General features: G+C 65.1%; 14 protein-coding genes. 6 read left to right on the top strand and 8 right to left on the bottom strand.

The genetic code is table 11. From position 1 onward, the window contains the following. Positions 1-2 precede the first annotated feature (2 nt). The 3 genes from NS3_RS04695 to NS3_RS04685 all read left to right on the top strand — a co-directional run bounded on the left by NS3_RS04695 (position 3) and on the right by NS3_RS04685 (position 5,514). Positions 3-3,341 carry an ATP-binding protein gene (locus tag NS3_RS04695; protein WP_245649473.1) on the top strand — a complete coding sequence of 1,113 codons (3,339 nt, stop codon included), beginning with the start codon at positions 3-5 and terminating at the stop codon, positions 3,339-3,341. Then, a complete protein-coding gene (locus tag NS3_RS04690; protein WP_067854057.1) occupies positions 3,338-4,570 on the top strand; it encodes a Wadjet anti-phage system protein JetD domain-containing protein in 1,233 nt (410 codons plus the stop codon). The genes NS3_RS04695 and NS3_RS04690 overlap by 4 nt, the downstream gene beginning before the upstream one ends. Before the next feature lie 206 nt (positions 4,571-4,776). Beyond that, positions 4,777-5,514 (top strand): hypothetical protein, encoded by a 738-nt coding sequence (locus tag NS3_RS04685; RefSeq protein ID WP_157101173.1) that lies wholly within the window; start codon positions 4,777-4,779, stop codon positions 5,512-5,514. Between the two features lie 223 nt (positions 5,515-5,737). Here the strand turns inward: NS3_RS04685 and NS3_RS04680 are convergent, their stop codons facing one another. The 8 genes from NS3_RS04680 to NS3_RS04650 are packed head-to-tail and all read right to left on the bottom strand — an operon-like array spanning position 5,738 to position 12,145. Then, positions 5,738-6,736: an aKG-HExxH-type peptide beta-hydroxylase gene (locus NS3_RS04680; RefSeq protein ID WP_067854051.1), complete on the bottom strand. Its 999-nt coding sequence runs from the start codon at positions 6,734-6,736 to the stop codon at positions 5,738-5,740. Positions 6,737-6,751: 15 nt separating this feature from the next. Next, positions 6,752-6,895, bottom strand: coding sequence for a hypothetical protein (locus NS3_RS29415; protein ID WP_169811595.1), 144 nt, complete (start codon positions 6,893-6,895; stop codon positions 6,752-6,754). Positions 6,896-6,926: 31 nt separating this feature from the next. Continuing rightward, complete coding sequence (locus NS3_RS04675; protein WP_067854048.1) at positions 6,927-7,832, bottom strand: protein kinase domain-containing protein; 906 nt, start codon at positions 7,830-7,832, stop codon at positions 6,927-6,929. Then, positions 7,829-8,449 (bottom strand): hypothetical protein, encoded by a 621-nt coding sequence (locus NS3_RS28885; protein WP_067854045.1) that lies wholly within the window; start codon positions 8,447-8,449, stop codon positions 7,829-7,831. The genes NS3_RS04675 and NS3_RS28885 overlap by 4 nt, the downstream gene beginning before the upstream one ends. Before the next feature lie 15 nt (positions 8,450-8,464). Beyond that, the gene (locus tag NS3_RS04665) at positions 8,465-9,205 is read right to left on the bottom strand and encodes a hypothetical protein (RefSeq protein ID WP_067854042.1); all 741 of its coding nucleotides are present in this window, start codon (positions 9,203-9,205) and stop codon (positions 8,465-8,467) included. Next, entirely contained in the window at positions 9,202-9,804 is a 603-nt protein-coding gene (locus tag NS3_RS04660) for a hypothetical protein (protein WP_157101172.1), read from the bottom strand. The genes NS3_RS04665 and NS3_RS04660 overlap by 4 nt, the downstream gene beginning before the upstream one ends. Then, a complete protein-coding gene (locus NS3_RS04655; protein ID WP_067854036.1) occupies positions 9,801-11,675 on the bottom strand; it encodes a radical SAM/SPASM domain-containing protein in 1,875 nt (624 codons plus the stop codon). Before NS3_RS04655 ends, NS3_RS04660 begins: the two co-directional genes overlap by 4 nt. A gap of 35 nt (positions 11,676-11,710) precedes the next feature. Further along, a complete protein-coding gene (locus NS3_RS04650; protein WP_067854034.1) occupies positions 11,711-12,145 on the bottom strand; it encodes an NUDIX hydrolase in 435 nt (144 codons plus the stop codon). Between the two features lie 270 nt (positions 12,146-12,415). Here NS3_RS04650 and NS3_RS04645 point away from each other — a divergent pair, with 270 nt between their 5' ends. The 3 genes from NS3_RS04645 (at position 12,416) to NS3_RS04635 (ending at position 15,657) form a co-directional block, all read left to right on the top strand. Continuing rightward, complete coding sequence (locus NS3_RS04645; RefSeq protein ID WP_157101171.1) at positions 12,416-13,573, top strand: hypothetical protein; 1,158 nt, start codon at positions 12,416-12,418, stop codon at positions 13,571-13,573. Further along, complete coding sequence (locus NS3_RS04640) at positions 13,570-14,526, top strand: inositol monophosphatase family protein (protein ID WP_067854028.1); 957 nt, start codon at positions 13,570-13,572, stop codon at positions 14,524-14,526. The genes NS3_RS04645 and NS3_RS04640 overlap by 4 nt, the downstream gene beginning before the upstream one ends. Before the next feature lie 99 nt (positions 14,527-14,625). Continuing rightward, positions 14,626-15,657 carry a Gfo/Idh/MocA family protein gene (locus NS3_RS04635; RefSeq protein WP_067854025.1) on the top strand — a complete coding sequence of 344 codons (1,032 nt, stop codon included), beginning with the start codon at positions 14,626-14,628 and terminating at the stop codon, positions 15,655-15,657. The last annotated feature ends 72 nt before the right edge of the window (positions 15,658-15,729 follow it).

Raw genomic sequence — 15,729 nt, 5'->3', positions numbered from 1 at the left:
GCATGATCGACACGCTGTTCGGGTTGATCCCGGCGGCGTCCCGTGGCCAGCAGTGGGTGGCACGGGACCTGCAATTGGTCAATTGGGGCGGCTATGACGGCTATCATCACCTACGATTCGCGCCCGGTGCGACGCTGCTCAGCGGAGGTTCAGGATCCGGAAAGTCGACGCTGATGGATTCCTACATCGCGTTGCTCATGCCGCACACGACTCCCTTCAATGGGGCGTCCAATGGTGGAGTGGTCGGCCGGCCTCGAGGGAAAGACCAGCGCAACATCCTTTCCTATGCGCGCGGGAAGCTCGACGAGTCCCGAACCGACGGCGAGACGAAGTCGCGAGTGCTGCGCGGGGACGGCCGTGATACCTGGTCCGCCATTGCGATGACATGGGCCGACCACACCGGCGCCGAGTTCACCGCGCTCCGGGCCTGGTACGTCCCGTCGTCCGCCCGCATCCTCGACGACGTCGTGGCGGTGCGCGCCACCTGTGAGCACGCCTACCAATTGCGCATGCTGGAAGGTCCTGCGAACAAGAAGTTTGCCCGTGCCGAGGTCTCGGCGACCGGCCTGAACTGCCTCGATACCGACCGGGATTTCACTGCGCGTCTGCATACCACGCTCGGCATCGGTGCTGCGGGCGACGGGCACAAGGCGGTGGCTCTACTGGGGCGGATCCAGGCTGGTCAACAGATCACCACTGTCGATGCGCTGTACAAGACAATGGTCCTCGAGGAGCCGTCCACATTGGCCACCGCAGACGCGGTGGTACAGCAGTTCGACGATCTGTCCGGGACCCGGGACAGGATGATCACCGCCCGCCAACAGGTGAAAGCCTTGACCCCGATACGCGAACACCGGCACACCATCGACCAAGCGGCGGACCGGCTGCGCCTGATCGACGAGGTCGGCTCGTTTACCGACGCCTCGTCACCTGCCGCGCTGTGGCGCTATGAACGCCGACTCGACCTGCTGCGCGCGGTAGAGCAGGACCTGTCCCGGCGGCGCGACCGGGCAGAGAAAGAACTCAAGGAGACCATCGCCCTGGTCAAGGCGACCGAATCACAGCGCGACGGGGTAGCTGACACCCTTCGCGCTTCCGGTGGTGATCGCCTCGAGACCGCACTCCGGGAGCTCCGCGGCGTGGAGCAGCGGCTGAGGGACGTTGAACGCGCACGGGAACGACTGGACCGGGCGCTCGCCACCACCGGCACCACCATCTCAACCAGAGAGGACTTCACCGCACTGGTCGAGATGGCACATCGCTCCCTGGCTGACACCGACGCCAGGACGACCGCCCGAAACCAGTTCGCAGAGGCGATGGCGGAAAAGAAGGAGGCCGAGGGCGAGTCGGCGCAATTGCGTACTGAGCACCAAGCAGTCAAGACTCGTCGGGGCAACATACCGACTGAACTGCACGCGGCTCGCGCGACATTGGCGCAGGCCGCCGGACTCACCCCGGACGACTTGCCGTTCGTCGGCGAGCTGATCGAGGTGCGGACAGAGTTCGAGCCGTGGCGCGAGGCGTTCAACCTGGCGCTCGGCGGATTTGCCACGCGGATGCTGATTGACATCGGCAGCCTGAAGTCGTTCCGCGAGGCGATCAACGCGGTGCCGACAGCCCGGCGGGTCCAGTTCGAGGGCGTGCGCACCGGCCTGCGCGACGAGATCGGGCTGGACAGCAAGACGCTCCCCGGCCGACTCGACTACCGGCCATCGCCGTTCACCGCATGGCTCAAGAGCGAACTCGCTCGCCGGTTCGACTTCGTCTGCGTCGAGACGCCCAGGCTCCTGGCGCAGTACCCCAAGGCACTCACGATCACCGGCCAGACATCTGAAGGCGGTCGCGGCGCGCACGGCGGTCATGGCCGCGCCAATGTGCTCGGCTTCACCAACAGCAGATTGCTTGCCGGCCTCGAGAACCGGATCGGCCTTGCACAGAAACGTCTCGACGATGCTATCGACAGGGTGTCGAAGGCGGAGGCGAACCTCAACTCGTTCGAATCCAGACGCACGAGCTACCAGACCGTGACGGAGTTGTCCTGGGATCAGGTGGATGTCAATTCTGTCAAGGGCGAACGGGACCACTGGGCCGGGCTCATCGACGCGGTTCGCGCAGGCAATCCGAGGATTGGCCAGCTGCAGCGCCAACTGGACGACCTCAAGGAGCAGGTCAGGGAACTGACCGAACGCGTCGGCCGACAGAAGGAGAACGCTCAAGGACTCGGTGAGTCCTGGGAGTCGACGGTCGACGAGGTGGACCACGCCCGGATGGCGCTCGGCTCAGCCGCGGAGAGCGGCGCTGATATCGGTCAGGAACGTCGGGCGTACCTGGAGGCGCAGTTCGAGAGCGACCCCGACAGCACCTCCCCGGCGAAGGTGCTTGCAGAGTTCGACACGGCAGTGAAACGGGCCACCGAGCGGATTCGCGCCGACCGGCAGTCCGCGGTAGAGACAATCGAAAGGTCCAAAAAGGCGCTGCTTAACACCTTTTCGACATTCGTTGAGCGCTGGCCGAATCCGAACCTCGGCATCGACGCGGACGCCTCCTACCGCGACTTCGATCGCCTGCTCACCGACCTGGAGACCAACGGGCTGCACGAGCTGGAGACCGAGTGGCGGGACAGCCTGCTCAAACTGTCCGGCAACGACCTGACCGGTCTGGACAGCGAGCTCGCCGCAGCTGTTCGCGAGATCCGGGACCGGATCGACCCGGTCAACCGCATCCTCGCCGAACTGCCATTCGCTGACGACAAACACCGACTGCGCATCGACCCGCAGGAGAGCCACTCCGCAGTGCGCGCTCGATTCCGCAAGGAGCTGCGCGAGGTGCGCGCTTTCATCGACCAATCGGCCACGGACGACGAACGAGAACGCGCCTATCACCGGATGGCCAAGGTGATCGATCGCATTCGGCGCACCGCGCCTGATTTCGCCGACCTCGTCGACGTGCGCAACCATGTTCGAATCAGTGCCGAGAAACGCGATCTCGACGGCGAACACGTCGCGGTATACGACCACATCGGCGAGAAATCCGGCGGCGAGTCACAGGAACTGGTCGCGTTCATCGTCGGGGCCGCGTTGCGGTATCAGCTGGGCGACGCCGGCGCCGCTCGCCCCCGTTACGCCCCAGTCTTCCTCGACGAGGCGCTGATCAAGGCGGACGCACACTTCACCGGCCGGGCCATCGGCGCCTGGCGTGGCCTCGGTTTCCAACTCGTCATTGGCGCCCCCAACGACAAACACAGCGCGATCGAACCGCACGTGGATGCGGAATACCTGATCCTCAAGAACACTCAGGGCCGATCCTGGGCGAAACCTCTCGTCGGTGTACCGGACGCATGAGCACACTCCTCACCCCTAAAGACGCCGCCACAACCGTCCGCCGCAAGATCGATCAGAAGTGGGCAGAAGCTGTATGCGCGGACTTCGGTGTCGGCGACCGAGTCACCTTCTCCGTCCCGCTCCGCCCCGGCGTGTCCACAGGCAAGGCCGTCTCACAGCTCGGGCACGCCGCCTGGCACGAATGGCATATGCAGTGGCGCAAATTCACCGGCCGGCTCCCTGCTGGTGTGGAACTTATCCGCAAGGCGACAACCATCCGAGGAGTCGTCGGCGATTTCCCCGCCACGCTCACTGCGGACCTGGACGGCGCCGTCTCGCTCCTATCCGACGCCTATACCGATGCTGAACCTCCGAGCGTGGACATCGACCATGCCCGTGCGCTCGCATCAGCGCTGCAGTCCGCCGGCGCGATCCTCACTCCATCCACGCTTCGAGCCGTCTACCGTCTGCAGGCCATCGACGTGCAAGTTCTGATCAGCGCCGTGACATGGCTACGCCAACACCCCGACGCCAGCACATGGACTCTGCGACAACTCCCGGTCCCCGGAATGCACACGAAATGGCTCGACACCCACGGCGCACTCCTGCGTGATGCCGCTGGACGTGATGTCCGGGAAGAAGTCCGGCCCCGGCTGACCGTTGTGCACCTGACGTATGTCGATCCTCATCATGCTGCGTCCGGCCGCCGAAGGCACGACGCATGGACCACCGGTGACGTGCACGACATCGCTTACCGGCCGCGCGCCGTCCTCGTCGTAGAGAATCGCGACTCCCGCCTCTGGTTCCCGCCGGTCAGGGACGCGATCGTGGTCGAGGGCGGAGGCAAGGCCGCGGCCGCCCTGCTCGCGAACGTGCCTTGGATCCGTGCGGCGGACCACGTCGTCTACTGGGGCGACATCGACGCGGACGGGTACGCGATCCTCAACCAGTTCCGCGCCACACTGTCCGAGCCCGCCCCGGACGGCGCGCCGGCGAAGCCCGTCATCTCCATCCTCATGGACGCCACCGACTTGCACCACTACGCCGAGCATGGCACCAACCACGACAAGGGAGGCCGCCTTATCAAGCCGTCACCGGCAACCCTGCCCCACCTCTCCGAAGCCGAGACCATCGCGTACAACACCATTGCAACCGCAGGCCCCACCCCGTTCCGCCGAATCGAGCAGGAAGCCATCCCCCTCGCTCACGCCGAAACCCGACTTCTACAGATCTTGAACGGCCAAGACTGACCTTGGGGCGGCCCCTTGCCAATCTCGGTAGAGGACACCGAGGCACCGGCCACGGAGGAAGAATCTATCGACAGCCCCTGAAACGTAGCCGGAGGCCCGAGCCAGCGGCTCACCGTCCTCTGTCCGCGGCGAGTCGACCGAAAACCGAAGTCGCACGCGGTGGGCATCTGCCAAATAGCGTCAGTGCCCGGTGAGAACATCAGGCCATGGACCCTGTTCAAGGCACGAAGGCAGCCGAAGATCATGCGGATGCTGTTGTGGATATCCTGGAGCGCATCCGCACAGAGCTACTGCTCACGATTGCGGTGGCACGGATGGCGCCGCGGGCGGGTGTACTTGCCGCTCAACTGATCAAGGGTATCCAGATTCCTTTCCTGGGGCGGACCTACAGCTACAGTCCGACGAGGGGAATGGCCCCGGCGGTCTTCGATGTGTGCGATCCAGACGGACTTCGACCCGGTTGGACGACATCGTCGACGACCGTCGCAGCTGACCTGCTGCTTGACGCGCTTACCTTCGGCAGCGAGCACCATGCGTGGGGTGGTCGAATGTGGCTGCCGACGTTCTTCTCACGCTGGGAAGAGGACTACCGGCATCAACTCGCTGCTGTGCATGGGTGCAAGCCCCGCGATCTCCAGATCCCCTTCTTCGGTGACCTACGCAAGCTGCGAAACGACGTCGCTCACCGTGGGGGTGTCGCCCGTGCTGACGGCGCTGCCACTTGCGAGATCCTGCAATGGTTCGAGGCAGGGGATCCGATCGTGCTGACCCACACGCACTTCAAGGAGGTCATCGATAGATTTCCCTGGCTCGAACTCGCGCAGCGGCCGGCGGCGGCAGCGGCGGGGCGGGGCGGGCCAACCTGTCCACCAGCATCGATGACGATCTGGAACTGCGAGTGCGTCAGGCAGCACTTGCCGACGGTCTCAAGATCGGTGAGGTGACGGAGGCTGCGCTGGAAGCGTGGCTGACACAGCGCGCCGCAGACAGGGCTGCGGCGCCGTAGCACTGCTGGGTTCGTCGTCGATTACCATGCCCCGGTCTTCGTTCTCGGCACCTGCAGCGGCTGACGAACGGACTTCCGAACACCTGGTCCTACGGTCCGCTGTTGGGGCCTCGGTCATGCGTTCGGTAAGGATCGATCGCCGAACAACTGACTCGTCGAACCTATTTCGGCGAAGTCAATTTAGCGGTTGTCTGGCCTTGTGCGAGCTGATGAATCGTGAGGAGGCGCTCGCGGATGTCCCGATTCGTTATGGCGGTCGTCGCTGTGCTGTGGTCGGTGTTGGTCGCCGCGAGCCGTTCCTGGTGCTGGGCGAAGTAGGCGTTGAGGATGGTTCGGATCGGATCGGTCGTGGTGTCGGCTGCGCGGGCAGCGAAGATCATGGTGAGGGGGAACGCCCAGCAGGAGTGCAGGTAGCCGAATGTGGGGCGCTGGGAGTCTTTCCAAGGGGAGTAGTAGGTGTTGGTGTCGGTGAGGGTCACCTTGGTTGCGGTGAGCGCGTCGTTGAGCCAGTTGTGTCCAGCTTCGTGGATAAGGTCGCGGGCGAGGAGGGTGGGGTCGTCGGCGTGGTCGAGGAACACGGTTCCGGGTAGGCGGGTGATGGTCCAGCTGTTGAGTGGGCTGGTGAGGTCTCGTTGTGTCAGCAGGCAGATGATCGGTGCGTGTCGGGCGAGGAGGCTGCCGAATCCGTGTGTGGCCGCGATGTCGAATGCGGCGCTGACGAGCTCAACGGCATTGCTCGATGCTTGACGGGTGTTTGGGCCGAGCAGGTAGTAGGGGGAGTCGGCGATCGGGGAGCTGAGAAGGTCAGCCGGGCGGGGGGGCAGGGTGATGACGGGTCCGAGGGATGCCAGGGTCGTCCAGTGCTGCATAGGCTCGGCGATGTGGTGGCGGTACCAGGTGAAGGTGTCGTGATCGCGTTGTCGGGCGGCTCGTTCGGCGCCTTCGAGGAAGTGGTGCCCGATTGCGTAGTCGAGGGGGCTACCGGTGGGTTCGTGGACCGGTTCGGTGGTGTCGGTGAAGATGGCGTGAATTGACTGGGTTCGGGCGCGGTGTACCGCGGCGATGGGCTCGAACTCGAGCGCGCTGGTCATTTGGTCCATGGGCTGGTCTTTCTTCATTTTGGGGTCGGTCGTGGGCCGCGCGGTGATGTCGCGGCCCACGATCGATTCGATAAATCAGGCTTCGATGCCGGGCCAGCCCTGGGCGATGATGCTCGAGGTGTGAGCGGTGGTCCGCAGGGTGCCCTCGTCCTTGCGAAGTTCCTCGACTGCGGCGAGGAAGGCGGCGGTGCTGTCGTCGGTCGTGGTGGTGTAGCTCATGGTGAAAACCTCTCTGGAGTAGATGATTACGTCATGTCATGTGGATGATTCGGTCGCTGTCCTCCTTCGTTCGTGGGTGAGTGGCGGCGCGGAGTGCGTCACGTAGGTCGGGCATGGTGAGTCGGCTGGCGGGGGCGTATGCCAGGGCGGCGCGGACGACGTCGATGAGTGCCCGGGGGAGACCGTCTTGGTGAGCAGGGCCGTCGAGTCTGGGGAGGTCGGCGAACAGGACGCGGTAGGTGAGTACGGCCAGGCTGAACACGTCCGCTGCGGTTGTGGCATTCGCGTAGTCGCGCTGGTATTCGGGTGGCCAGTGGACTTCGGGGCCACGGTGGGCGGGTCCGCGTGGTGATTGCGAGTGCCGGGCTGCTCCGAGGTCGGTGATGTACCCGCGGCCTTCGCTGGTCAGGATGTTCTCCTGGTAGACGTCACGGTGGACGATTCCGCGCTGGTGTAGTTCGTTCAGGCCTTCGGCGGCGTCGGCTAAGACGGGCAGGCAGGTGGCGATGCGGGTGGTCCGGGGCTCGGTGTCTATCAGGGTGCGGAGGTTGCCGCCGGGGTAGTGCGGCATGGTGTACCAGTCGAATTGGTCGTAGGAGCCTTCGTCGAGGAGAGGGACGACGTGCGGTGCCCCGCTGCCTGCGCGTGTGAGGTCGCGTTCGTAGCGGAAGTCGGCGCGGGCGAGTCCGCGTTCGGCGGGGGTCATCTGCTGATACCAGTAGAACCCGTACGCCGCCTTCTGTTCGTCCACGGGCAGGGCCTCGAGCACGTGGTTGCTGCCGAATCCGGCTTTGACGACGACCGGTTCACTACCAGGGCGCGCGGCCAACACCAGCGTGCTGGATCGGGTGAATGCCAGCAGGTCGATGATCTGCCTGTAGTGGTCCCGTAGCTGGTCGAGCACCCAACTGGCGGGGTGGAGTGGGTGCAGTTTCATCCGGCGGGGTTGCCTTTCAGCTCCGCGATCAGTTCGTGGGCCGCGTGTTCGGAGTCCTCGTTGGTTGCGAGCGTGTATCGCCGGACCGGTGTCCGGGTGAGTTGGCTCCATGTGTCGGCGCAGTGCTCGTAGAGGTCTCGCAGCTGGGCTGCGGTGCTGGGGTCGTCGAGGGGCCGCGAGGTGGATCGGGTGGCGAGCCTGCGCGTGCAGAGGTCGGCGGGGGTGGTTACCAGCACGGTGAGGTCAGGTCGCGCGTTCTCCACCGAGGCCAGTTCTGTCAGGCAGGCGTGGGCTGTTCCGGTGTGGGCGAGTTCGATCATGCATGCGGTGGAGAGCACGAGTCGGTCGGCGAGCACATGCTCGTTGGGGTGGGCGGTTTTCAGGTTGTGCTCGGCGTGCAGGAGCAGGTCGTCGCGAGCCGCGTCGATGGCGTCCGGTCCGAGCACCGGGGCACGTCCGGTCCGTATGTTCACCAGCGTTCGGGTGGCTGCGGGTGACAGCCAGGAGAACTGTCCGACGTGCCGGACCCGAAGCTCGTGCTGGTGGGCCAGTGTCAGGATCCGGTCGCGCAGGGTGCTCTTGCCGGCGCCTGCGATGCCCTCGATAGCGATCTTCATGGGTAGCCCTACTGGTCAGGGTTGGTCGGCGAAGAGCCAGGAGATGAACTTGCGGCAGCGCCCGGTGTGGACGGGCTGGGTGCCGTGGGCGAGCTGGGATCCGTACAGCAGCGCTGTCCCGGCCGCGGGTGAGACGGTCCAGCGAGTGCGGGGCATGGCGGCGAACCAGGGAGAGGAATTGTCGGCGCCGTCGTGGGCGAAGGACATGTCGGGTTGGTATCCGGGTACGGGTCCGGTCAGTGCCGGGTCCCACAGGCTGTCGTCGGCGGTGGTCTCGACGAAGAAGTCACCTCCGGTATGGGTGGAGCGCAAGGTCACGCTGATGCCGGCGATCTGCCGTGGCCACGAGGTGGGGTCGGGGGCGATGCCGTCGAGGTGGGCGGTGATGTGTTGGCGTGGACCGTATTCGACGTAGGTCCAGGGTCGGCAGGAGGTAACCGATGGAAGGGTTCTGCTGATCCGGGGACGAGCGCGGTCGAACGCGGCCTGGAGCAAGGATTCGGCTTCGCTCGGTATTCCGGTGATCTCGACGCGGCCGTTCGGTTCGTAGGTCGACATTGCGACCGCTGCACTCTGGCCGGGGATCTCGTGGATGGAATCCGTGCGCAGCTGGTCGTGGACGGCGCGGACGTGATCTTGGCCGGCGAACCGATCCATGATCGTTTCCAGTTCTGCGAGTTCGTGTGCGGAGAGGAACTCTTCGATGCTGCCGACCGCGAGGGTTTCGTTCAGCCCGATCGCCGGATACAGGTTCATGCCGCACCTCGCAGTTGAACGCGGCGGGCGATGTCGTCGAGTCCGGCGCAGTGGTTGAGCCAGCTGATGACCGGGCTGCCGGCATCGGTCGCTGACCACAGCGCAGCCAACTCACTGCTCAGCGGAAAGTAGTCGGCTGGCGGCGTCACTGCGCCGATGTAGTCCTCGGTACGTGCGCAGTCCGCGTCATCGAGTTCGGCACACACCTCGGCGATCACGCCGCCGATCGACGCGGCCCAGGCCTGATGATTGGCGCTGGTGAGATATCCACCGTAGGAATCACTCTCGACAGTGAGCCAGGTCTCGGCGATCGCAGCCGCGCAAGAGCGCACGCGACAGGGGACGCAGCATTCGCCCGCCGACGGGATGCACTGGACGGCTCGGCGACCACCGGCGACCTCGATCAAGACCTCCCAGGGGGCGCGTGGCGTGTTTTCGGGGCTGCGGATGTTCGAGTTCGACCGTTGATCGTGTCGACAGCACAACGCCACCTGCGATCGGAGTGGCCGGCCAGGCAGTTTCGGTTCGATGAACAGGGTGTGGAAATAGACCAGTCTTCCGAGAAGCTGATTGGCGGTGAGTACGTCGATGCGGGTCATCTCGTCGTCCTCTCGGTGATTCGCGGCGCGCAGGTGCACGTGGTGCGTTGGTCTGGCCGGTGGATGCTCAGGTGGTCGGCGATGGTCGCGCAGACCTCGTCGACTGCGGCGAAGTACGTCGGCCAGTCGGCGTGTTCGGAACGCTCGAGGCGGAGGTCGAGAACTGGGAACAGATCGCCTGTCGTGGTGCAGGTCAATTCCGCACGCCCCACAACGACACGAACGGATTTCGGTAGGCCGCAGGACGAGGCTGTGACGACTCGACACAGGGCGGCCGCTATAGAGGCGTATTCGCCGCGGTCTCGCGGCAGGATCCCGACGCGGCGTTCAGCAGGAGCGAGCGCCAGGCCCTCGTAGGCGTGGCCTTGGCAGCTGTCGTAGGTGACCAGGCCCCAGAGGCGGGTGAGTGGGTCGACCAGTGGCCAGATACCCGGCTCGATCGCCTCGCGCCACGCCGGATGCAGGGGGTCGAGGTCGTCGGCCTCATGGATACCTGGCGAGCCGGTCGTGTTGATGTTGCCGTGTGCGCTCGTGTTGATCCGGACAACGGGACGGTCGGCGCGGGGGTCACGCCAGCGTCGCAGGAATCCGGCGACGTCGGTCATCGCGTTCGGCTGATGCGGCCGTGCGCGGACAGTGCCGCAGGACAGGGCGGTGGGTGTCTCCGGTTGTGTGATCAGCGCCGCGACGCCGTCGACGAGCCGCATCCGATACCGGCAGTAGTCCTGATCGTCGCCCACTGCCCGGATCGAGCGCAGCCGGGTCGCGATGCACCCGCCGCCGCAGGTCTGGCGGTAGCGGCAGGTCTCGCACTTGGTCGTGACGGTCCGCCCCTCGACCAGAAGCGGCAACGCCCGTTGGGCAGTGGCGATTTCGTTTTCGCCGGGGAAGTCCGAGACCCGCCCAAGTCGTGCGGCCGGCCAGGGCAGCTCGTCGCAGCTGCCGATCCCGGCGTCGGGGTACAGGGTGAACACGTGGTCGCACTTGAGGTTGGAGAAGTGGCAGAACCCGGTGTCGAGGCCCTTCAAGGTACGGATCGTGGATACGACCGGCTCCAGCTTGATCCGCGCGGACAGCCCCGACCGAACCCAATGCGAGGCCGCGTCCAGCACGAACGCCGCGTACTCGTCACCGGTGATCGCCCATGCCGGTCCGTTCGCGGAGATTCCGTTCTGCTGAACGGTCCTCGAGACCGGGGTCCGTGACGTGGAGACCGCGGTGGCGGCACGTACGCCCGAGTCGAAGCAGGGAACGAAACTGACCGCGTTGACCGCGGAGAAGCCCGCGAGGTGTTCGAGCACCGCCGCTGCTCGGCCCAGGACACGAGGTGTGACGACGGTGATGATGCCGACTTTGCGGCCACGGTCGGCCAGTAGTCGCAATGCTGCGGCGACACGGTCGTAGGTCGGGGAGCCGTCGTAGCCGATCCGCCACGCGTTGCCTTGGGGGTCGCCGTCGAGTGACACACCCAGGTGTAATCCCGGATAAGCCTCGTCGAACAGATCCAGCCACTCGTCGTCGAGCCGGACCGCGTTGGTCTGCATCGTGACCCGGACGACGGTCGGCAGCGTGGCCAGCGTCGTGAGTACCTCACGGACATAGCGCTTTCCGGCTGTCAGGGGTTCACCACCGTGCAGCTCGATCACCAGCGGCCGGTCACCGAAGATGTCCGTGAGCCGGGCGATATCGGCGACCTCGACACGCGCACCGCCGGGGGATTCCTTGCGCTTCTCGTAGCAGAAGACGCAATCGATGTCGCAGGTCTCCCCACGAAGCTTGACGATGACCGATACCGCTGTAGCCGTGTCGTTTTCGAGTAGCGGAAGGTACACCTGGCCCGGTGTGCCGGTTGTCGTGACCTCTGTTTCCATGATGAACCCCCTGGCGGAATCGGTGGTCGTGTGGATCAGTCGAAGAGCCGGCCGAGGAGCGCGCCTTGGCCGGATTGCAGGATGTGTGCGGTGTCCAGCGGTATCCAGAAGCACTCGAACCGGGTCGGTTCACCCTGACCGTCGTGGTCTTCCTGGCTGGTCCACCGCTCGAGTGCGGGTTCGCGCAGTTCGAGTTCGAATACGTGTCGATGCTGGATCTCCCACCGGTACGGGGAGATGTCGTAGGTGTATTCGCCGAGCTTGCGCACGATCTGGAAATCTCTCAGCCCGGTCTCTTCCCGGGCCTCGCGCAGCGCCGCTGCCTCTGGTGACTCGCCGGGCCGGATGCTGCCGGCGGGTACCTGAAGTCCGACCTCCTCGTAGCTGAAGTCGGTATGGCGGAACACCAGCAGCTTTCCGTCGTGGACGACATAGACCAGCACCTTGTCCTTGCTGACCTTCTCGGGCATTCGGGTCGTCCCTTTCGTGAATCAAGTTGAGGGAGTGCATGTTTCGCATGAGAGCCCCGTTCGTGCTCTGTGGGTGGCTGCACTGCCTCCTGATAGATGTCCCACGGTCGCATGCGCGGTCCGCCCCGCACACCTGTGCGAGCAGGCGATGGCCACCCGGTTCATGGGCAAGCCTGATCTGCGGTTTCGTCCAGGATCGGCAGAATGCCCATCGTGGTGGGTAGGCTGGCGCGCTGTGACGTTTCCGCGGGTGGAGGAGGACGGTCAGTCGTGATGGGATCGTCGAAGCCGACCGACTCGAACTCTCACGCCGACCACCGCCCGAGTCCGCAGGCGCGCGGCCGGGAAATGGCCTCGATGGGCAAGAGACTGTGGACCGAGCTGAGCTCGGTGACCAGCGCGGCGACCGAGCTGATGGCTCGATATCCGGACGTGCCGAGCCTGCAGGCCTATCGATATGGCGCGGGCCTGTCCCAGGATCAAGCCGCGCAACGCTACAACGAAGTCACCGGCAACCAAACCGCCCTGGGCGGAACCTCCATCAACGCGTGGGAGACCTGGGCGCGCGGACGAGGCCGGGGCTCAGCGCCATCATTGTCGAGCTTGCTCATCCTGTGCACCGCCTACGGTCGGGGCCCGCTCGGCGTCGCCGAGGAACACATCTCACCGAGTGAACTGGTCGCCGAGGCATACGAGCGTCTGTCCATCGAGGATCAGCTCTCCCTCAAGCAGCTCACCGCCGAAAACAGGCCGCCGGCGCGGCAGCAGCCACCGCTGATGGCGTCGCTCCGAGGCATGATCTCCGTCTCTAGTGATCCGGCGAGCCAGGTGGGAGACGAGTTCATCCTCTCGGCACCGACGATTGAAAATGGCAACGCCGAGATCCACGTCTTCACTCTGCCGAACCCTCGACCCGGCCAGCTGCTCGACCTCACCTGGGAGACCTTCGGGTACGGCGTGCAGCGGCTGGCGGAACAGATCAAGAACCTCGGTCGGCGCCTCGAGGTCGACATCTGCTTCGGGGTCAATGAAGCCGGCTTGGTCATGGCGACCTTCCTGGCCTCATCGCGCTTCTCCCGCTGCAAGATCGGGTATCTACGCTGCAACAAGACCCGCGACGGCATCGGCCTCGACGACGCCTCGTTCTTCCCCGCCGACGACAGGGCCACCACGATCGTCATCTGCGACTTCGAGGTCAAACACGCCGACGTCATCGGATACCTCACCCGCAGAATCCGCGAAACGTATCCGGCGGCAGAGCTGTACTTCGCTGTCTTCGGAGCGATGACCAAAAACCGTGACCTGCGGGTGAACAGTTTCGACGACCTCACCGGCGCCGACATCATGCGCGCCGCCCATCTCGAAGCCGTCTTCATCGCGGCCACCATGAACCCGCCCGGAATCGAGCCACCACTGGAGTTGCGATGACCGACCAGAACGGCACCGCCGCCCGCGGCAACACCGACGTCATCCTGGACCTGGCCGACGACATCGCGGACCTGGTTCGCGGGATGATCACCGAGATCCGTCCCCGACTGATCCAGGCCGCGCTCACCGGTCGACGTGGCGAGAACGAGAACACCCGTCACAGCGACAATTTCCTGTCCGACCACGATCTGTGGATGCACGAGCGCTACAAGGAACTCCTCATCCGGCGCATCCCGTCGTTCGTGTACGCCTCGGAGGAAGCGGACGCGGAGGTCATCGGACCCGATACCGATCCCGATCTCGTCGTTCTGGTCGATCCGCTCGACACGAGCGAGCTGGCCGTGCGAGGGCTTTACGGCTACACCCACGTACTTGTCTACTCGCGTGTCCGCGCCCGACCGATCATCGCCGTGGTCGGTGACATCTTCCACCACATCCAGATCTATTCCGCCGCCCTCGACGACACGGGCACGGATCAGGCGTGGATGGTCACCGCCGACGGCGCTCGGCACCGGCTCGAGCGGCCCTCACCGGCAAGCCTGTCCGAGGCGCTGGTCACCAACTACCTCATGCGCCCCGGTCAGCGATTCCAGCCGCTGGCACGGCAACAGCAGCTCCTGACCGCGCTGAGCGCCGAGTCGGAGGACGGCAAGGCCAGAGGACGTATCGGAGTCGACTTCGGATCCATCGGCCTATGCCACGTCGCGGCAGGCTTCACTGACGCGATGGTCGAATTCGCCAAAGGGTTCGCCATCTGGGACCTCTCCCCGGGCCACTACATCCTGCACGCGGCAGGTGGAGTCGTGACCGACCTGCACGGAGAACCGATCCCGCTCGACTACAACCTCGACACGATGACCGAAATCAACCAGGCGATGAACAAACGCAAGAAGTTCATCGCCGCCGGAAACATCGACCTTGCCGAGGAGATCCGGGCGCAATTACAGGAATGAAGGCCGCCATCGTGGCGTGGCCGCAGCCCCGGTCTGCGGCGTTGCGCCACGCCAGCCAGCCGGGGAGCCGTGTGTCATCGACGGAAAGGAAAGTGAACGGTGTCACGCCTCGGAGTTGCCATCGTCGGATATGGACTGGCCGGAGCCGTGTTCCACGCACCGATGATCGCGGCCGAACCACGGATGCGGGTGGCCGCGGTGGTCACCTCGTCCGCCGAGCGGGCTGAACGAGCGGACCGGGAGTACCCGCGGGCACGCGTGCTGTCGACGGCCGACGAGTTGTTCGCTGATCCCTCCGGGATCGACTTGGTAGTGATCGCGACACCCAACCGCAGCCACGCACCGCTGGCCATGCGGGCGATCGTGGCAGGGCTCCCGGTCGTGGTGGACAAACCCTTCACGGTCACTGTAGGTGAGGCCGAGCAAGTCATCGCCGCAGCGGAGCAGGCCGGGATTCCGCTGTCGGTGTTCCAGAATCGGCGCTGGGACAGCGACTTCCGAACTGTCGCGTCATTGATCGCCGACGGTCGCCTGGGACAGGTACGCCGGTTCGAGTCCCGACTCGAACGATGGCGCCCGACACTCAAAGGAGGCTGGCGTGAACTCGGCGACCACACCGACGGCGCCGGGTACCTCTACGACCTCGGCAGCCACCTCATTGACCAAGCTCTCACTCTGTTCGGCCCCGTGGCCGACATCTACTGCGAACTCGACCGACGTCGTGCCGGGGTGCGAGCAGATGACGACGCCTTTCTTGCCCTCACACATGCCAACGGCGTTCGCTCGCATCTGTGGATGAATGCCGTCGCCGCACAACACGGCCCCAGGTTCCGTGTCCTGGGCTCCGAGAACGCCTACGTGGTGTACGGCGCCGATCCACAGGAAGCACAACTACGTGCGGGCAGAACCCCCGACCATGAGAAGCATTGGGGAGCAGTGGACCCCGAGCGCTGGGGACTGTTGGGCGAAGAACCTGACACCCGACGCGTGCCCTCCTTACCGGGGGACTACCGCTGCTACTACCGCGCGATGGCGGATACACTGCTCGACGGTGCTCCCGTTCCTGTCGACGCCCGCGATGCGCTCGAAACGATGAAGATCCTGGAACGAGCGCGTCGGGTCGGCGTGTAGGCGTCCGGGGAGCGAATCCTCCTTCGGGAGAGGTTGAATCGCTGGCACTACCGTTCACCTCCGCTGGCTGCA

This window comes from Nocardia shimofusensis NBRC 100134, from assembly GCF_001613125.1.
Lineage (GTDB): Bacteria > Actinomycetota > Actinomycetes > Mycobacteriales > Mycobacteriaceae > Nocardia > Nocardia shimofusensis.
Note: the sequence above shows the minus strand (reverse complement) of the source record. Positions and strands in the feature narration are given on the sequence as shown.

Excerpts from the sequence above, each read along its gene's own strand:
- NS3_RS04695 (WP_245649473.1), top strand. The coding sequence starts at position 3 with ATGATCGACACGCTGTTCGGGTTGATCCCGGCGGCGTCCCGTGGCCAG.
- NS3_RS04690 (WP_067854057.1), top strand. The coding sequence starts at position 3,338 with ATGAGCACACTCCTCACCCCTAAAGACGCCGCCACAACCGTCCGCCGC.
- NS3_RS04685 (WP_157101173.1), top strand. The coding sequence starts at position 4,777 with ATGGACCCTGTTCAAGGCACGAAGGCAGCCGAAGATCATGCGGATGCT.
- NS3_RS29415 (WP_169811595.1), bottom strand. The coding sequence starts at position 6,895 with ATGAGCTACACCACCACGACCGACGACAGCACCGCCGCCTTCCTCGCC.
- NS3_RS04675 (WP_067854048.1), bottom strand. The coding sequence starts at position 7,832 with ATGAAACTGCACCCACTCCACCCCGCCAGTTGGGTGCTCGACCAGCTA.
- NS3_RS28885 (WP_067854045.1), bottom strand. The coding sequence starts at position 8,449 with ATGAAGATCGCTATCGAGGGCATCGCAGGCGCCGGCAAGAGCACCCTG.
- NS3_RS04665 (WP_067854042.1), bottom strand. The coding sequence starts at position 9,205 with ATGAACCTGTATCCGGCGATCGGGCTGAACGAAACCCTCGCGGTCGGC.
- NS3_RS04660 (WP_157101172.1), bottom strand. The coding sequence starts at position 9,804 with ATGACCCGCATCGACGTACTCACCGCCAATCAGCTTCTCGGAAGACTG.
- NS3_RS04655 (WP_067854036.1), bottom strand. The coding sequence starts at position 11,675 with ATGGAAACAGAGGTCACGACAACCGGCACACCGGGCCAGGTGTACCTT.
- NS3_RS04650 (WP_067854034.1), bottom strand. The coding sequence starts at position 12,145 with ATGCCCGAGAAGGTCAGCAAGGACAAGGTGCTGGTCTATGTCGTCCAC.
- NS3_RS04640 (WP_067854028.1), top strand. The coding sequence starts at position 13,570 with ATGACCGACCAGAACGGCACCGCCGCCCGCGGCAACACCGACGTCATC.